Consider the following 16,513-nt stretch of genomic DNA (forward strand, 5'->3'; position numbering starts at 1 on the left):
TGTATTGAGTCATAAGGGAACCAGTTATGCAGAAGTATATTTTAACTAACATGTTGTCAGGATTGCGTTTTGTCACAATAAGTGGTGCATTGTTACTGGCCGGTTGTACGGGTTCATCGGGTTTTTCATGGTCGAATTTGTCTCCTCTTAGCTGGTTTGGTAGCCCCTTAAAAATCTCAGATCAGGGTGTGGGAGAAATAAATGATCTGACAGCAATGAATAAAGAGGCAGTAGAGAAGGGATTGGATGGAAAATACCACTTACGCAGTGGTATGGAAACAAAAAATGGTCAATTAGTGACACTCTTTCAAGCAATGGATGGTGATCAATTGAAGATAGCGCTATTTGGTCAGGCCGATGGAAAAGTCAGTCGTATTGAAGTGCTGGATGAAGATATTGAAACTGTCTGGGGAACAAAGGTTGGTATGCCATTTTCGGCACTTTATAGCAGGGCATTTGGTGCTTGCCAAAATACGGTGAGTGAATCAGAGAAGAGCGCTATCGTCTGCGTATCCCCTCAGAGCAAACATGTTAGTTATCTGTTTACAGGTAATTGGAATGGCCCTGAAGGTTTAATTCCTTCTGATGATGTGCTGAAAAACTGGAAAGTGGAACGTATCATTTGGAAGCGATGAGAATTTCTGATTAAAATATAAACTGAGTCAGTTTGGTGAATTTGATGTTCCTCTTGCGGAGCCGTAACAGGCCCGCACTTTTCATTTAAAAACCTTATTCTTCCTGTCAGCTTATTGCGTTTCATACTTTCTAATTGCAATTTGGTATATTAAACGGTGATAGTTATCTACCCTGTTATAAATAAACTGGATACATTAGTCACTGGCGCGTTATTTGATGAAATAACGGATAAGGTGAGAAATGAAAAAGTATTCAGTAAAAAATACAATACTAAATGGACTGGTAGCAGTAACTTTATTAGGCAGCAGTCATGCCTTTGCTGTAGAGCTGTTAAACAGCTCTTATGATGTTGCGCGTGAGTTATTTTCTGCACTGAATCCTGAATTTGAAAAACAGTGGAATGAGCAGTATCCACAAGATAAATTGATAATCAAACAATCCCACGCCGGCTCCTCCAAACAAGCATTGGCAATTCTTCAGGGATTGCGGGCTGATGTGGTGACTTACAATCAGGTAACGGATGTGCAAATTTTGCATGATCGCGGCAAGCTGATCTCGGCTGATTGGCAGAACCGCCTGCCAAATAGCAGTTCACCTTACTATTCCACGATGGCGTTTCTTGTGCGTAAAGGCAACCCCAAAAATATTCGTCATTGGGATGACTTGGTGCGTCAGGATGTCAAATTAGTCTTCCCAAACCCTAAAACCTCCGGTAATGGCCGATATACTTATTTGGCTGCCTGGGGAGCTATTCAGCAGGAAAATAGTGGAGATCAAGGAAAAACTCGTGAGTGGATGAAGCGTTTCCTGAAAAATGTCGCCGTGTTTGATACTGGCGGTCGCGGGGCGACAACTTCATTTATTGAACGTGGTTTGGGTGATGTACTGATCAGTTTCGAATCTGAAGTGAACAACATTCGCAAGCAGTATGGTGATGATAAATATGAAGTGATCGTTCCACCGGTAGGTATTCTGGCAGAATTCCCTGTGGCTTGGGTTGATAAGCATATTGCGAAAAACGGTACAGAGAAAGCGGCCAAAGCTTATCTAAATTATCTTTATAGCCCACAGGCACAGCAAATTATTACCAGCTTTAATTATCGTGTCAGTGATAAAGACGTGATGGCTCAGCAGAGAGCCCGTTTTCCAGCGACCAAGCTGTTTCGATTGGAAGATCAATTTGGTGGTTGGCCGCAAGTGATGAAAACCCACTTCAATACTGGCGGCATATTGGATCAATTGCTGGCCGAGGGGCATAAGTAATGTTTTCGAGATCCAGTAAGCGAGTATTGCCTGGTTTCGGGTTAAGCTTAGGCAGTAGCCTGTTCTATACCTGCTTGATCTTATTGTTGCCTCTGAGTGCATTAGTTGTGCAGCTTTCCAGTATGACTTGGGAACAGTATTGGCAAGTGATTGCTAATCCCCAAGTTGTGGCGGCTTACAAAGTGACATTATTGGCAGCCGCGGTTGCCAGCTTGTTTAACGCGGTGTTTGGTATGCTGATGGCATGGGTTTTAACCCGCTATCGTTTCCCTGGCCGTAGTTTATTAGATGGTTTGATGGATCTCCCTTTTGCGTTACCTACGGCGGTAGCGGGATTGACATTGGCGACGCTATTCTCCGTTAGTGGTTGGTATGGCTCTTTGCTTGGGCACTTCGATGTAAAAGTAGTGAATACTTGGTTGGGTATTGCGGTGGCGATGGCGTTTACAAGCCTGCCATTTGTAGTGCGAACTATTCAGCCGGTACTTGAAGAGCTAGGGCCAGAATATGAAGAAGCAGCTCAAACATTAGGAGCTAATCGTTGGCAAGCTTTCAGGCGGGTTGTATTGCCAGAATTGTCTCCTGCTTTAATTGCGGGTACAGCACTCTCTTTTACCCGCAGTTTGGGGGAGTTTGGTGCCGTGATCTTTATTGCTGGCAATATTGCATGGCAAACAGAAGTGGTATCGCTGATGATTTTCATCCGCTTACAGGAGTTTGATTACCCCGCGGCCAGTGCTATCGCATCAGTTATATTGGCAATATCCCTGATCTTACTATTTAGCATTAATATTCTGCAAAGCCGCTTTGGTAAACGGATTGGAGGGCATTAATGGTTGAATTATCTGAATCTCATGTAGAGCAACGACTACCTATAAATTGGGGTAAATGGACGTTGATCATAACAGGCGTATTGTTTTCAATCTTACTGTTAGTGATCCCCATTGTCTGGATATTTATGACCGCCTTTTCTAAAGGAGTTGAGGTAGTCACTGAGAATCTTTTAGATCCTGACATGTTGCATGCCATCTGGTTAACGATACTGATCGCATTAATTACCGTTCCGGTAAACCTAATTTTTGGCGTCATGATCGCTTGGTTGGTGACGCGTTTTCAGTTTCCGGGGCGACAATGTTTATTGACATTGATCGATATTCCGTTCGCTGTTTCGCCGGTCGTAGCTGGGCTGCTCTACTTATTGTTTTATGGTTCGAATGGTTGGGCAGGAAGTTTGCTGGAGCCCTATGATATCCAATTGATGTTTTCCTGGCCGGGGATGGCCTTGGTGACGATATTTGTGACTTGTCCGTTTGTTGTTCGAGAGCTGGTGCCGATGATGCTTAGTCAGGGGAGCCAGGAGGATGAAGCTGCCATTTTATTGGGAGCGTCTGGTTGGAAAATGTTTTGGCGGGTGACATTGCCTAATATCCGTTGGGCGTTGTTATACGGTGTGGTTTTAACCAATGCCCGGGCGATTGGTGAATTTGGTGCTGTTTCAGTGGTATCCGGCGCTATTCGTGGTGAAACTTACACTTTGCCGTTGCAGGTTGAGCTACTGCATCAAGATTACAACACCGTAGGGGCATTTACTGCGGCGGCATTGTTGGCATTGATGGCAATTATCACTTTGATTGTTAAAAGTGCTTTGCAGTGGCGGTTAAGCCGCCAACATGGTTAAGGTAGGAGCAGAATATGAGTATTGAAATTAACAATATCAGTAAATATTTTGGTCGGACTCAGGTTCTGAGCGATGTCACTCTGAATATTTTTTCTGGAGAAATGGTTGCTCTGCTTGGTCCGTCAGGCTCCGGTAAAACAACCTTATTGAGGATTATTGCTGGTCTGGAACAACAAACCGAGGGGAAACTGAGTTTCCACGGGCAAGATGTTAGCTGTATGCATGCTAAAGATCGGCAAGTTGGATTCGTATTTCAGCATTATGCACTGTTTCGGCATATGACCGTGTTTGATAATGTTGCTTTTGGATTGACTGTACTGCCACGACGTAGGCGTCCGAATATGGCGGCTATCCGCCGTAAGGTTATGGAGTTGCTGGAGATGGTGCAATTGACGCATCTTGCTGAACGCTATCCATCGCAACTTTCTGGTGGGCAAAAGCAGCGGGTAGCGTTGGCAAGAGCATTGGCTGTTGAACCACAAATTCTATTACTTGATGAACCGTTTGGCGCACTGGATGCGCAGGTAAGAATGGAATTACGCCGTTGGCTACGCCAGCTCCATGAAGAACTTAAATTTACCAGTGTCTTTGTCACTCACGATCAGGAAGAAGCGATGGAAGTGGCTGACCGGGTTGTTGTCATGAGACAAGGGAATATTGAACAGGTCGCTACGCCACAAGAGGTATGGCGTTATCCGGCAAGCCGTTTTGTGATGGAGTTTCTAGGGGAGGTCAATCATTTTGATGGTGAGATTAAAGGCACGCAGCTATTGATTGGCGGACAGCACTTACCTCTCAATGTGACGCCAATCCATCAGGGGAATGTCGATGTATTCCTACGTCCGTGGGATATCATGATGAACTTGCAACCGACACCTTCCAGCCCGTTGCCGGTACAAGTGACTGAGGTCAGTCCTAGAGGGCATTTCTGGCAGCTTTCGGTCCAGCCTCTAGGTTGGCATCATGAGTCGGTTGCTGTTATTTGGTTTGATGAAACTTCAGTACCTACAAGAGGAAGCCGTTATTTTATTGGTGGCACTGAAGCGCGTTTGTATGCGGGTGATAAACAATTGCAAACATTGAGTTTAGCCCAAACTGCCTGATAATTATTTGGATTTGGTTGGTACCATTTTGCTCATCTCCTTACCGCCAGGGATGGGCATTTTTTATTTAAGGTCTTGCGATATGTGTCTGAATATGGTTATTTCGCTGTTCTATTAAATAAAATTTGGGTAATAGCTGTGGCAAGCTTGGAACATTTTATAGGTAATACCCCGCTGATAAAATTACAACGAATCACCGATAAGCTTGGGGTGGAAATATGGGTGAAACTTGAAGGTAATAATCCGGCAGGCTCGATAAAAGATAGAACCGCGCTATCAATGATTCAGCAAGCTGAATTGCGCGGTGAGATTTCTCCCGGTGACGTATTGATTGAAGCCACTAGCGGAAATACGGGTATTGCGTTGGCAATGATTGCCGCAGTAAAAGGTTATCATCTTAAGTTACTTATGCCTGATAATATGAGCCTTGAGCGTCAGGCTTCTATGCGAGCTTATGGCGCAGAACTGATTTTGGTGAGTAGAGCAATGGGCATGGAAGGTGCACGTGATTTAGCTCAGCAAATGGAACGTAATGGTGAAGGTAAAGTTCTTGATCAATTCAATAACCCGGATAATCCTTTAGCGCATTTTACGACGACAGGGCCTGAAATTTGGCAACAGACGCAAGGGCGTATTACGCATTTTGTTTCCAGTATGGGAACGACGGGAACCATTACCGGTGTTAGTCGTTATTTAAAAAGCCAGTCTAATCGTGTACAGATTATTGGCTTGCAACCGGCGGAGAATAGCCATATTCCCGGTATTCGCCGCTGGTCGCCGGCTTATTTGCCTGGCATTTTCCGCAAAGAGTTAGTTGATCAAGTGCTGGATATCACTCAGCAGGAAGCTGAAGATACCATGCGTTTGTTAGCTCAGAAAGAAGGCATTTTCTGTGGAGTCAGTTCCGGCGGTGCTGTTGCTGGAGCATTAAGTGTTGCAGCGCAAAATCCAGGTTCTGTCGTTGTTGCCATTATCTGCGACCGTGGCGACAGATATCTTTCTACCGGAGTATTTAATTAATCTGGTTATATATTTATACCCAATGGATTTCAAGATGGATCGCGACGGCAAGGGAGCGAATCCCCGGGAGCATAGATAACGATGTGACCGGGGTGAGTGAGTGCAGCCAACAAAGAGGCAACTTGAAAGATAACGGGTATAGCGTGAGTAGAGTAAAAGAGGCGGTAAGCTCTGCTCACACCAGCCAATTTTCACGGGAAAATGATGTAAATCGAAAATAAGGGATAAAAAAACAGCCGTCATTGTCGGCCGTTTTTTAAGATGAAAATGGTATTGTGACAGTTAAAGTATTACTACTTTTTAATCCGCATAATGGGGGTTTCACCAACAGTGACAGAACCGCTCAACTTGGATAACTCTTTAATCTCATCCATGTTGGAAATAACAACGGGTGTCAGGGTCGATTTTGCTCTTTCTTCAAGGAGTTTAAGATCGAACTCCAAAACTAAATCGCCTTTTTGTACACGCTGACCTTCCTCAGCAATACGCTTAAAGCCTTCGCCTTTAAGTTCAACCGTATCAATACCAAAATGGACAAATAGCTCAATACCGCTGTCCGATTCGATAGAAAATGCATGGTTGGTTTCAAATATTTTACCGATTGTTCCATCAACTGGTGCAACTATTTTATTGCCAGCGGGTTTTATAGCGATACCGTCGCCGACAATTTTCTCGGCGAAAACAACATCTGGAACATCTTCAATATTGACAATCTCACCAGATAAAGGTGCGATAATTTCAATAGTGCCGCTGTTTTTTTTATCATCTGAAACTAGAGATTTCAGTTTATCAAACAGACCCATGAATCTTCTCCTAATTGTTTATACTGGACCGCGTTTTAACCGATATTGTTAGCAAAGTGTTTTTTCTTTGATGAAGGTATCAACCAATTCTATCAACCCCTGAGCGGTAGACTGAGACAAGGCTTGCTCAGCTAGCGCTTTTGCATCTTCGTAACGCGTATTACGAATGATTTTCTTGATGCGGGGAATAGAAATCGCACTCATACTAAACTCATCCAGCCCCATGCCTAATAGCAACAATGTAGCACGTTCATCACCTGCAAGCTCGCCACACATCCCCGTCCATTTACCTTCAGCGTGTGAAGCATCGATGGTTTGCTTAATCAGGCTCAATACTGCTGGTAGCATCGGGTTATAAAGATGAGAAATCAACTCGTTACCGCGGTCTACAGCAAGAGTATACTGAGTTAGATCGTTTGTCCCAATACTGAAAAAGTCAACTTCTTTTGCCAGGTGATGAGCAATAACTGCGGAAGCTGGTGTTTCTACCATCACACCCACTTCGATCGCTTCATCAAATTTTTTGCTTTCTTCGCGAAGCTGGTCTTTCAGTAATTCAAGTTCTGCTTTCAGCTCCTGTACTTCTTCTACAGAAATAATCATTGGAAACATAATACGTAGCTTACCGAAAGCAGATGCACGTAAGATAGCACGTAACTGAGAATGTAAGATCTCTTTTCGATCAAGGCAAATACGAATTGCACGCCAACCGAGGAATGGATTCTCTTCTTTCGGTAGATTCATGTAGGGCAGATTTTTATCACCACCGATATCCATCGTACGTATAATAACCGCTTGGCTGCCCATTGCTTCGGCTACAGCTTTATAAGCTTGGAATTGTTCTTCTTCTGTTGGCAGCGCGTCACGATCCATAAACAGAAATTCTGTACGGTATAAACCGACCCCTTCGGCACCATTGCGCTCAGCGCCGATCACATCACGGACAGTACCGATATTGGCACAGACTTCAACCTGATGCCCATCAAGGGTGATTGCCGGGAGATCTTTCAACTTTGCAAGTTCAGTTTTTTCTGCCAGATATTCGTTTTTGGTCTTTTTTAGTTGTTCAATTTCTGCATCAGATGGATTGATATAAATATGGCTATTTACCGCGTCTAGGATTAAATAATCACCATTCTGGATTGTCGTCGTCGCCTGGGTGGTACCCACGATCGCTGGCAGTTCAAGAGAGCGGGCCATGATTGAGGTGTGGGAAGTTCGACCACCTAAATCGGTGATAAAACCGAGCACTTTTTCCAGATTGAGTTGTGCGGTTTCCGATGGCGTCAGATCGTTGGCAACCAGAATGACTTCCTCTGAAATTGAGCCAAGATCAACAATGGGCATGCCCAGAATGTTTTTCAGCAAGCGTTTACCGATATCACGCACGTCTGTGGCGCGTTCTTTCAGGTATTCATCATCCAATTCTTCAAGGGCTTGGGCCTGAGTTTCGATGACAGAATAGACTGCGGCATCCGCAGTTTTGAAATCGTTTTTGATTAACGAAATAATTTCTTGTTCAAGTTCTTCATCTTCCAATAGCATGATATGCCCTTCGAAGATTTCAGCTTTTTCTTCTCCGAGGTTTTTGGCTGCTATATTCTTGATGATTTCTAGCTGAGATGAGGCTTTTTCACGGCCTTGCTTGAAATGGGAAATTTCTTGTTCAACTTGTTCTTGGCTGATTTTTTTCTGAGTAACAATAATGGGGTCTTCTTTCAGTAATAGTGCTTTACCGAAAGCGATGCCTGGTGATACTAATATGCCTGAAATCATGATGTTACCTAACTACTAATAATTATTCTTTAAAGAGCCAGCCCGCAGATGGTTTGCTGTTTTAGGACATGCATTTAAACTGATACCCCCAGATAAAAGTTTATCCGGGGATGAGGAACGGCTAAGTGAATACCTGTCTATTCACAATCTCTGAATCTTGACTGGCTTTGCGGTCAACGGAAAATTATTCCAGTTCTGCCATCAACTTAACCAAATGCTCGATTGCTTTTTGCTCATCTTCGCCTTCAGCAGAAATGGTCACTACAGTGCCTTGAGTGAGTCCCAAAGTTTGTAGCTTAAACAGGCTTTTAGCACTGGCAGTTTTACCACCGGAAGTCAGTGTAATGTCGGAGGCGAAACTTTTGGCTTCTTTAACAAACTGTGCAGCGGGACGGGTGTGTAGGCCATTTGGCGCAGTAATAGTGACTTCTTGCTGGAACATAACGTTTCCTCAATAACTTAGATTTTTGCTATGTAAGTTAAGAACTTGTAATGGACAAATTTTAACTTGAGTGTTTATTCACTGCCTATCCCATTTAAGACGGTTTTACTTACTTAAAGAGTGAACTGAGTAATGTTCTGGTAAAAGCAATAAATCGCTCCTGAACGCTCTTTAGTACGACCCGTAAGTTCCGGGTCATGCGTGCTGTCTGTATTCATTTTTACGGGTAAGAATGAACAGCACTAACGACGTCTACTGAGACAGACTCTCAGGTCGATAATGTAATAAAAATTTTTATTCATTATCAAAAAAATTGTTCTTTTCGATGCTTCTGGTTGATAGTTTGAAGTAAAGATAGATCGTGGAACTACTTAACTGAAACTACTACTCCTGCTAATTAATTTCGAGCATCGAAATAATTATTATTGGTTAAATACTAGACCCATTGTAAGAAATCATCTGGCAAAGTGTAAAAGTTTGATCTACCACACAGAAAAAGCACCATTTAGGTGCTTTTTTATCAATAAATCTAAGTAACTTACTTAAAAACTTTTATTCATCAGACAAGTCAGTAAACAGTACACTGCTTAGATAGCGTTCACCTGATGAAGCCAGAATGACGACGATATTTTTGTCTTTATATTCCGGTTCCTGAGAAAGTTTCACCGCTGCTGCAACGGCGGCACCAGAGGAGATACCTACCAGAATACCCTCTTTCACCATGATTTCACGTGCGGTTTTAATCGCTTCCTCACCGCTGATTTTGAAAACGCGATCAACCAACGTCAAATCAAGGTTATCTGGAATGAAACCTGCACCAATACCTTGAATCTTATGGGGACCCGGTTTCACTTCTTCACCGGCCAGAGTCTGGCTGATGACGGGTGATTCTTCTGGTTCTACGGCAACCGCGGTGATATTTTTACCTTTGGTGTTTTTCAGGTAACGGGTAACGCCTGTTAATGTCCCGCCAGTCCCTACACCGGTAACAAATACATCCACTTCACCGTCTGTGTCTTCCCAGATTTCTGGACCTGTGGTTTTTTCATGGATTTCCGGGTTTGCCGGATTGCTGAACTGTTGCAGAATAATATAACGATCGGGATCGCTGGCTTTAATTTCATTGGCTTTCTCAATGGCACCTTTCATGCCTTTAGCGCCTTCCGTCAGCACCAGTTGCGCTCCCAATGCTTTCAATAGCTTGCGGCGCTCAATACTCATGGTTTCTGGCATGGTCAGCGTTAATTTGTAGCCCCGAGCGGCGGCAACATAAGCAAGTGCTATCCCGGTATTACCGCTGGTAGGTTCTACCAACTCTTTCCCCGGTTGTAGGATACCGCGTTTTTCAGCATCCCAAATCATATTGGAACCAATGCGACATTTTACACTAAAACTTGGGTTACGGGATTCTACTTTTGCCAGAATACGCCCATTGCCAAAGTGTCTTAGGCGAATTAACGGGGTACGACCAATAGTCAAAGAATTATCTTCGTAAATTTTACTCATACTCGTCTTTCAACTCCCTTTAGTGATATACGGTCAACAATACGCCAACAACTGGTTAATGGAAATATAACTTAAATATATTTTTATTGTCTAAAAGAATAACTTAAATGAATATTACGACATAATACGAGGAGCATGTTGGTCTCGATAAAGATCGACCCACATTGCTGTTGCCGCGCATACGGCAATAGGCATAATCACCAAATTGATAATGGGTATCATGGTTAAAATACTCACTGTTGCGCCAAATTGCAGATTAATTATTTTGTTTTGGCGAAGGGCACTACGCATTGTTGGAAAACTGACTTTGTGGTTATCAAAGGGGTAATCACAATACTGAATCGATAGCATCCAGGCACTGAAAATAAACCAGAGCACAGGTGCGGCAGTCTGCCCGATAACAGGAATAAAATAGAGTAGCAGTAACACCAGAGCGCGTGGAATATAGTAGCACAGCTTAGTTAATTCCCGTTTCAGGATACGTGGAACATCTTTGAAGAGTGCTAAAGCGCCGGTATCTGGAGCGGGGATTCCTGTTAAATCCGCTTCAAGTTTCTCTGCCAGCAACCCATTGAATGGCGCTGCGATAAAATTCGCTATTGTGCTGAAAAAATAAGTAAAAATCAGCAAAACAGAAAATACGGCCAGCGGCCATAAAATATAACTGAGCCATTGCATCCAATCCGGTACTTTGCTCACTATCCAAGGGATCCAGTTCTCCAGTTTCTGATAGAGCCACCAAAATGAACCGCCGAGAAACAAAATATTTGCCAACAAAGGCAATAGGACAAATCTTTTAATGCCTGGGCGAGTAATTAATTTGCAACCTTGCATCAAATACTGAAAGCCGCTCAAATTTTTTGGCGATTTTGTCAAATTCAGCATACTTCCTATTCTCTCTTGTGTGATTGAAACGCTATCATATAGGTAGGATTTTCGACTGACTAGTATTGTTCTGTATAAAAAGAGTGCAAAAGAGGCTTATTAGGCATCTTTCTGATAAGAAAAGTGTGTATAAGCTTGCACTTGTGTTATTTGACAAATACAGTTAATACAGAAAATATTCCGCCGTGGTGGCATACTTAATTAAACAACAGAGATAGCAATGATGCAGGATTTGCGTCTGATATTAATCATTGTTGGTGCGATAGCAATAATAGCTTTGCTGTTACATGGGTTGTGGACCAGCCGTAAAGAGCGTTCTTCGCTTTTTCGTGATCGCCCAGTTAAACGTCATAAACATGATCGTCAGAATAGTTTCGTCGATGACAGTGACGATGAAGCATTCGACAGTCAGCAAAAGCCTTATGCCCATAAGCAGGTGAAATCTCATCAGGAGTATAATGCTGAGCCAGCTATTGAGCGCCGTCAGAAAAAGTTGACTGAAATTGATTCTGCAACACCTGAAGAAAGCGATGATCCATTACTGGCGGGCCGTCAGCCTGAAACGACAGCGAGAAGGGCCGCGATAGAAGAGCCGGAACCCCAACTCGGTCTGTTTGAATTCGAAGAGCAGAATGAGGCTGAAAAAAACGGATCTGCGATTGAAGAAAAGTCTCAGGAGGCGGTTGGCGAAAAAGAAGCTCAGACCAAAGTGAAAGAAATTGTTTTGGTTCTTCACGTAGCAGCACACCACGGCCAGGAATTGAATGGTGAATCCTTGCTGCAAAGTATTCTACAATCTGGCTTCCAGTTTGGGGAAATGCAGATTTTTCACCGTCATGTGAATCCATCAGGTAGTGGCCCGGTCCTGTTTAGTCTGGCAAATATGGTGAAACCGGGTTCATTTAATCCTGAAACAATGGCTGATTTTACGACTCCAGGGGTTTCCATGTTTATGGTGGTCCCTTCTTACGGAGAATCTAGTCAGAATTTTAAGCTGATGTTGCAAGCGGCTCAGCGTATTGCTTCTGATGTTGGGGGTGTGGTGCTTGACGATGAGCGGAAAATGCTGACACCGCAAAAAATCGAATTGTATAAGGCGCGTATTCGCAGCACACTTGGTGTTCAGGTATAATCAATTTATCGAATGCTCAAGCCCCCGCCAGTCGGGGGCTTTTTATCGCTGGTTATAAATCATGAAATCAACTGCTCAACAAATAGAAAAGCTCAGAACAACACTGCGTCATCATGAATATCTGTATCACGTCATGGATGCACCAGAGATCCCTGATGCAGAATATGATCGGTTAATGCAGGAATTGAAGGATCTTGAAGGACAGCACCCTGAGTTGATTACATCAGATTCACCAACGCAGCGGGTTGGAGCCGCTCCTTTGGCGGCTTTTGAACAAGTCCGTCATGAAATTCCTATGTTGTCACTGGATAACGTATTTGATGAAGAGAGTTATCTGGCGTTTGATAAGCGGGTGCGTGACCGCCTGAAAGAGACTCAAGATTTAGTTGTGTGCTGTGAGCTGAAATTGGATGGTTTGGCGGTCAGCCTGTTGTATGAAAATGGCGAGTTGGTACGGGCTGCAACCCGTGGTGATGGTACAACAGGGGAAAATATTACATCAAATATACGGACTATCGGTGCAATTCCGCTGCGTCTGTTCGGCGAAAATATTCCAGCTCGTATTGAAATTCGCGGTGAAGTTTTCATGCCGCAAAAAGGGTTTGAGAAACTGAATGAAGAAGCCCGTCGCACGGGTGCAAAAGTATTTGCTAACCCACGTAATGCGGCGGCTGGCTCGTTGCGTCAGCTCGATCCCCGTATTACGGCTAAACGTCCATTATCTTTCTTCTGTTATGGTGTTGGTGTATTGGAGGGTGGGGAGTTACCAGCCAGTCACTACGAACGATTGATACAGTTTAAGAAATGGGGATTGCCGGTCAGCGATAAAGTTAAAGTTTGTACCGATAGTCAACAGGTTATTGATTTTTATCATGATATTGTAAACCAACGTGCCGCATTGGGGTTTGATATCGATGGTGTCGTTGTCAAAGTCAATTCGCTGGAATTACAAGAAACATTAGGCTTTGTTGCCCGTGCGCCACGTTGGGCAACGGCATTCAAATTTCCTGCTCAGGAACAAATGACGATTGTTCGTGATGTTGAGTTTCAGGTTGGTCGTACTGGTGCGATCACACCAGTAGCACGTCTGGAACCAGTACTGGTCTCTGGTGCGACGGTCAGTAATGCAACATTGCATAATGCGGATGAGATTGAACGTTTGGGTTTGCGGATTGGCGATACGGTCATTATCCGTCGTGCTGGAGATGTCATTCCACAAGTTGTTGGTGTTTTGGAAGAGAGAAGGCCACAGGACAGTAATGAAGTTGCTTTCCCTGAACATTGCCCGGTATGTGGGGCAGATATTGAAAGGATTGAAGGTGAAGCGGTAGCGCGTTGCACGGGGGGATTGGTGTGCGGTGCTCAGCGTAAAGAGGCACTTAGACATTTTGTTTCTCGCCGGGCGATGGATGTTGACGGTATGGGAGAAAAGATTATCGATCAGCTAGTAGATAAAGAATATGTCGAAACTCCGGCTGATCTTTTCAGGCTGACGGCAGGCAAGTTGACTGGGCTTGATCGCATGGGGCCGAAATCAGCCCAGAATGTGGTAGATGCGTTGGAAAAAGCGAAAAAAACCACCTTTGCCCGTTTCCTTTATGCGTTGGGTATCCGTGAAGTTGGGGAAGCGACCGCCGCTAATTTGGCCGCTCACTTTGGTGAACTAGATAAATTACGTTCCGCTGATGAGGAAGCATTGAAAGAGGTTCAGGATGTTGGTGAAGTGGTGGCGAAGCATGTTGTTAACTTCTTCATTGAACCTCACAACCAGGCAGTTATTGACGATTTGATTGATAATATCGGTATCAACTGGGAACCGGTAATCGTAACGAAAGCTGAAAAGATTGACAGCCCATTTTCGGGTAAAACAGTTGTGCTGACAGGTTCATTGCATCAGTTATCTAGGGATGAAGCCAAAGCTAAACTTGTTGCACTTGGAGCAAAAGTGACGGGCAGCGTTTCTAAGAAAACAGATTTGGTGATTGCGGGTGAAGCCGCCGGTTCAAAATTAGCTAAAGCTAATGAGTTAAATATTCCGGTTATTGATGAAGAAGAAATGATCCGTTTATTGGGCGAATAACTTTTTGTTTACATACTGATTATTGAGAGTTTTTCTCAATAATCAGTTATACGCTATTAACGTGTTTTTAACCCTTATCGTATACGATTCAGCTAAAAATGTGATCAGACGCATTAAGTAAAGATTTACAGTAAGAATTATTTCAGTCTAATGTGATATCTATACCCTATGGATTTCAAGATGGATCGCGACGGCAAGGGAGTGAATCCCCGGGAGCATAAATAACGATGTAACCGGGGTGAGCGAGTGCAGCCAACAAAGAGGCAGCTTGAAAGATGACGGGTATATACGTATTTGATCGCCTTTTATTACATAGAATGTGTTGATAAAAACTTGCTTTCTATCGTGTTTGGAGTGTGATATGTCTCAAATCCTGCATTTCTTTTTAGCTTTGATTGTCATTGGCGGCCTTGCTATTTTGGCGAGTAGCGACCGTAAAAGTATTCGCCCTCGTTATGTTATTCAATTGCTTGTTATTGAACTTATCTTGGCTTGGTTTTTCCTGAATTCAGGTATTGGTCAGGAATTTGTCATGAGATTTGCTGGTTTATTTGAGCATTTACTGAAATATGCGGGTGAAGGGACTGAGTTCATTTTTGGCGGCATGATGGATGCAAAACTGGCATTCTTCTTTCTGAATGTATTGTGTCCGATTATCTTTATTTCTGCGTTGATTGGTATTTTGCAGCATATCAAACTATTGCCAATCATCATCCGGGTTATTGGTACTCTGCTGTCTAAAGTCAACGGCATGGGTAAACTGGAATCATTTAACGCGGTCAGTTCTCTGATACTTGGGCAGTCTGAAAACTTTATTGCTTATAAAGATGTACTGGGAAAAATGTCTGAGCGTCGCATGTACACGATGGCTGCGACTGCAATGTCAACGGTTTCTATGTCGATCGTTGGGGCCTACATGCAAATTTTAGCGCCTAAATATGTTGTAGCGGCATTGGTGCTTAATATGTTCAGTACCTTTATCATCCTATCGCTGATTAATCCGTATGCTGTTGACAGTGAAGAAGATATTCAGATGAGCAATCTCCACGAAGGCCAAAGTTTTTTCGAAATGCTAGGTGAATATATTTTGGCGGGTTTCAAGGTGGCTCTCATTGTGGCTGCGATGTTGATTGGTTTCATTGCCCTGATTGCGGCGATTAATGCGCTGTTCAGCATGGTGTTTGAGAAGGACTTTCAGGAAATGCTCGGCTACGTATTTTATCCATTTGCTTGGGTGATTGGGATTCCCACAGATGAAGCATTACGGGTTGGTAGCGTCATGGCAACCAAATTGGTTGCTAACGAATTTGTGGCAATGCACAGCTTACAATCCATTGCGACAGAGCTTTCTCCTCGTTCACAAGGTATTTTGTCGGTATTCCTGGTTTCTTTTGCTAACTTCTCTTCTATTGGGATTGTGGCCGGTGCGATTAAAGGCTTGAATGAGAAACAGGGTAATATTGTTTCCCGCTTTGGTTTGAAACTATTATTTGGTTCAACGCTTGTCAGTTTCTTGTCTGCGGCTATTGCCGGTTTGGTACTGTAAAAAATGATGTTTTATCGTGGAATATTGCATCATGGATGATGCAGATTCCCTTTCACCTATTTCTCCTTATAGACGTGCAAATTATGGAAAAAGAGAACCTGATAGAAATTGCTAATACTGCAATGCCGTTCGGTAAATACAAAGGGCGTATGCTCATTGACTTACCGGAAGAGTATTTATTGTGGTTCGCTCGTAAGGGGGAATTTCCACAAGGTAAATTGGGTGCGCTGATGGAGATGACTTTAGCAATAAAACTAGAGGGATTAGATTCGTTGGTGAAACCATTGAAAAAAGGCTAGCCAAGGTTGGCGTTTGTTTTTTATTCGATGATAGTGGTTAGATTATGGTAACAACCAAAAGGCCCTGAAAGCATGGCTTTCAGGGCCTGATAATTTTGGTGGAGCTAAGCGGGATCGAACCGCTGACCTCTTGCATGCCATGCAAGCGCTCTCCCAGCTGAGCTATAGCCCCACGAGTGTGGCATTTCCTAATTTTAGTACCAAACACCTTGATTCAATATAAAGGATTTGGTGGAGCTAAGCGGGATCGAACCGCTGACCTCTTGCATGCCATGCAAGCGCTCTCCCAGCTGAGCTATAGCCCCAATCAAAATTAATGGAACGGGGCGCATAATATGAAACCC

Annotated in this window: 15 protein-coding genes and 2 tRNA genes; 10 read left to right on the forward strand and 7 right to left on the reverse strand. The window is 43.5% G+C overall.

What is annotated here, in order from left to right; translation table 11 throughout:
• Positions 1–26: 26 nt before the first annotated feature.
• The 6 genes from EAE91_RS14580 to cysM all read left to right on the forward strand — a co-directional run bounded on the left by EAE91_RS14580 (position 27) and on the right by cysM (position 5,700).
• Entirely contained in the window at positions 27–635 is a 609-nt protein-coding gene (locus tag EAE91_RS14580) for an RpoE-regulated lipoprotein (protein ID WP_214089134.1), read from the forward strand.
• Between the two features lie 241 nt (positions 636–876).
• Positions 877–1,899 (forward strand): sulfate ABC transporter substrate-binding protein, encoded by a 1,023-nt coding sequence (locus EAE91_RS14585; RefSeq protein ID WP_214089135.1) that lies wholly within the window; start codon positions 877–879, stop codon positions 1,897–1,899.
• Complete coding sequence (gene cysT, locus EAE91_RS14590) at positions 1,899–2,732, forward strand: sulfate/thiosulfate ABC transporter permease CysT (protein WP_214089136.1); 834 nt, start codon at positions 1,899–1,901, stop codon at positions 2,730–2,732. Before EAE91_RS14585 ends, cysT begins: the two co-directional genes overlap by 1 nt.
• Entirely contained in the window at positions 2,732–3,577 is an 846-nt protein-coding gene (cysW, locus tag EAE91_RS14595) for a sulfate/thiosulfate ABC transporter permease CysW (protein WP_214089137.1), read from the forward strand. Before cysT ends, cysW begins: the two co-directional genes overlap by 1 nt.
• 14 nt (positions 3,578–3,591) lie before the next feature.
• Positions 3,592–4,680: a sulfate/thiosulfate ABC transporter ATP-binding protein CysA gene (cysA, locus tag EAE91_RS14600; RefSeq protein ID WP_214089138.1), complete on the forward strand. Its 1,089-nt coding sequence runs from the start codon at positions 3,592–3,594 to the stop codon at positions 4,678–4,680.
• Between the two features lie 138 nt (positions 4,681–4,818).
• Complete coding sequence (cysM, locus tag EAE91_RS14605; protein ID WP_214089139.1) at positions 4,819–5,700, forward strand: cysteine synthase CysM; 882 nt, start codon at positions 4,819–4,821, stop codon at positions 5,698–5,700.
• 293 nt (positions 5,701–5,993) lie between these two features.
• Here cysM and crr read toward each other — a convergent pair whose 3' ends face one another.
• The 5 genes from crr to cysZ all read right to left on the reverse strand — a co-directional run bounded on the left by crr (position 5,994) and on the right by cysZ (position 11,112).
• Positions 5,994–6,503: a PTS glucose transporter subunit IIA gene (gene crr, locus EAE91_RS14610; protein WP_015833547.1), complete on the reverse strand. Its 510-nt coding sequence runs from the start codon at positions 6,501–6,503 to the stop codon at positions 5,994–5,996.
• Between the two features lie 48 nt (positions 6,504–6,551).
• Complete coding sequence (gene ptsI, locus EAE91_RS14615) at positions 6,552–8,279, reverse strand: phosphoenolpyruvate-protein phosphotransferase PtsI (protein WP_214089140.1); 1,728 nt, start codon at positions 8,277–8,279, stop codon at positions 6,552–6,554.
• A 184-nt stretch (positions 8,280–8,463) separates the two neighbouring features.
• Positions 8,464–8,721, reverse strand: coding sequence for a phosphocarrier protein Hpr (gene ptsH, locus EAE91_RS14620; RefSeq protein ID WP_011145702.1), 258 nt, complete (start codon positions 8,719–8,721; stop codon positions 8,464–8,466).
• 552 nt (positions 8,722–9,273) lie between these two features.
• The gene (cysK, locus tag EAE91_RS14625; RefSeq protein ID WP_214089141.1) at positions 9,274–10,227 is read right to left on the reverse strand and encodes a cysteine synthase A; all 954 of its coding nucleotides are present in this window, start codon (positions 10,225–10,227) and stop codon (positions 9,274–9,276) included.
• Positions 10,228–10,341: 114 nt separating this feature from the next.
• The gene (gene cysZ, locus EAE91_RS14630; RefSeq protein WP_214089142.1) at positions 10,342–11,112 is read right to left on the reverse strand and encodes a sulfate transporter CysZ; all 771 of its coding nucleotides are present in this window, start codon (positions 11,110–11,112) and stop codon (positions 10,342–10,344) included.
• 220 nt (positions 11,113–11,332) lie between these two features.
• Between cysZ and zipA the strand changes: the two genes are divergently transcribed.
• From zipA to EAE91_RS14650, 4 genes are all read left to right on the forward strand, one after another.
• Positions 11,333–12,244 (forward strand): cell division protein ZipA, encoded by a 912-nt coding sequence (gene zipA / locus EAE91_RS14635; protein ID WP_214089143.1) that lies wholly within the window; start codon positions 11,333–11,335, stop codon positions 12,242–12,244.
• A gap of 61 nt (positions 12,245–12,305) precedes the next feature.
• On the forward strand, positions 12,306–14,324 hold the full coding sequence (gene ligA, locus EAE91_RS14640; protein WP_214089144.1) for an NAD-dependent DNA ligase LigA: 2,019 nt from the start codon (positions 12,306–12,308) through the stop codon (positions 14,322–14,324).
• Between the two features lie 361 nt (positions 14,325–14,685).
• Positions 14,686–15,870, forward strand: a complete 1,185-nt coding sequence (locus EAE91_RS14645) for a NupC/NupG family nucleoside CNT transporter (protein ID WP_214089145.1) — start codon at positions 14,686–14,688, stop codon at positions 15,868–15,870.
• 83 nt (positions 15,871–15,953) lie between these two features.
• Positions 15,954–16,169, forward strand: coding sequence for a DUF3820 family protein (locus tag EAE91_RS14650; RefSeq protein WP_011145708.1), 216 nt, complete (start codon positions 15,954–15,956; stop codon positions 16,167–16,169).
• A gap of 96 nt (positions 16,170–16,265) precedes the next feature.
• On the opposite strand, the gene EAE91_RS14655 is transcribed toward EAE91_RS14650, so the two are convergent.
• Together EAE91_RS14655 and EAE91_RS14660 are read right to left on the reverse strand one after the other, a co-directional pair.
• Positions 16,266–16,341: transfer RNA gene (locus EAE91_RS14655), tRNA-Ala, on the reverse strand.
• Between the two features lie 57 nt (positions 16,342–16,398).
• A tRNA-Ala gene (locus EAE91_RS14660) sits at positions 16,399–16,474 on the reverse strand.
• Positions 16,475–16,513 lie beyond the last annotated feature (39 nt).

Origin of the sequence: Photorhabdus noenieputensis, assembly GCF_018448935.1 — a bacterium.
Taxonomy (GTDB): domain Bacteria; phylum Pseudomonadota; class Gammaproteobacteria; order Enterobacterales; family Enterobacteriaceae; genus Photorhabdus; species Photorhabdus noenieputensis.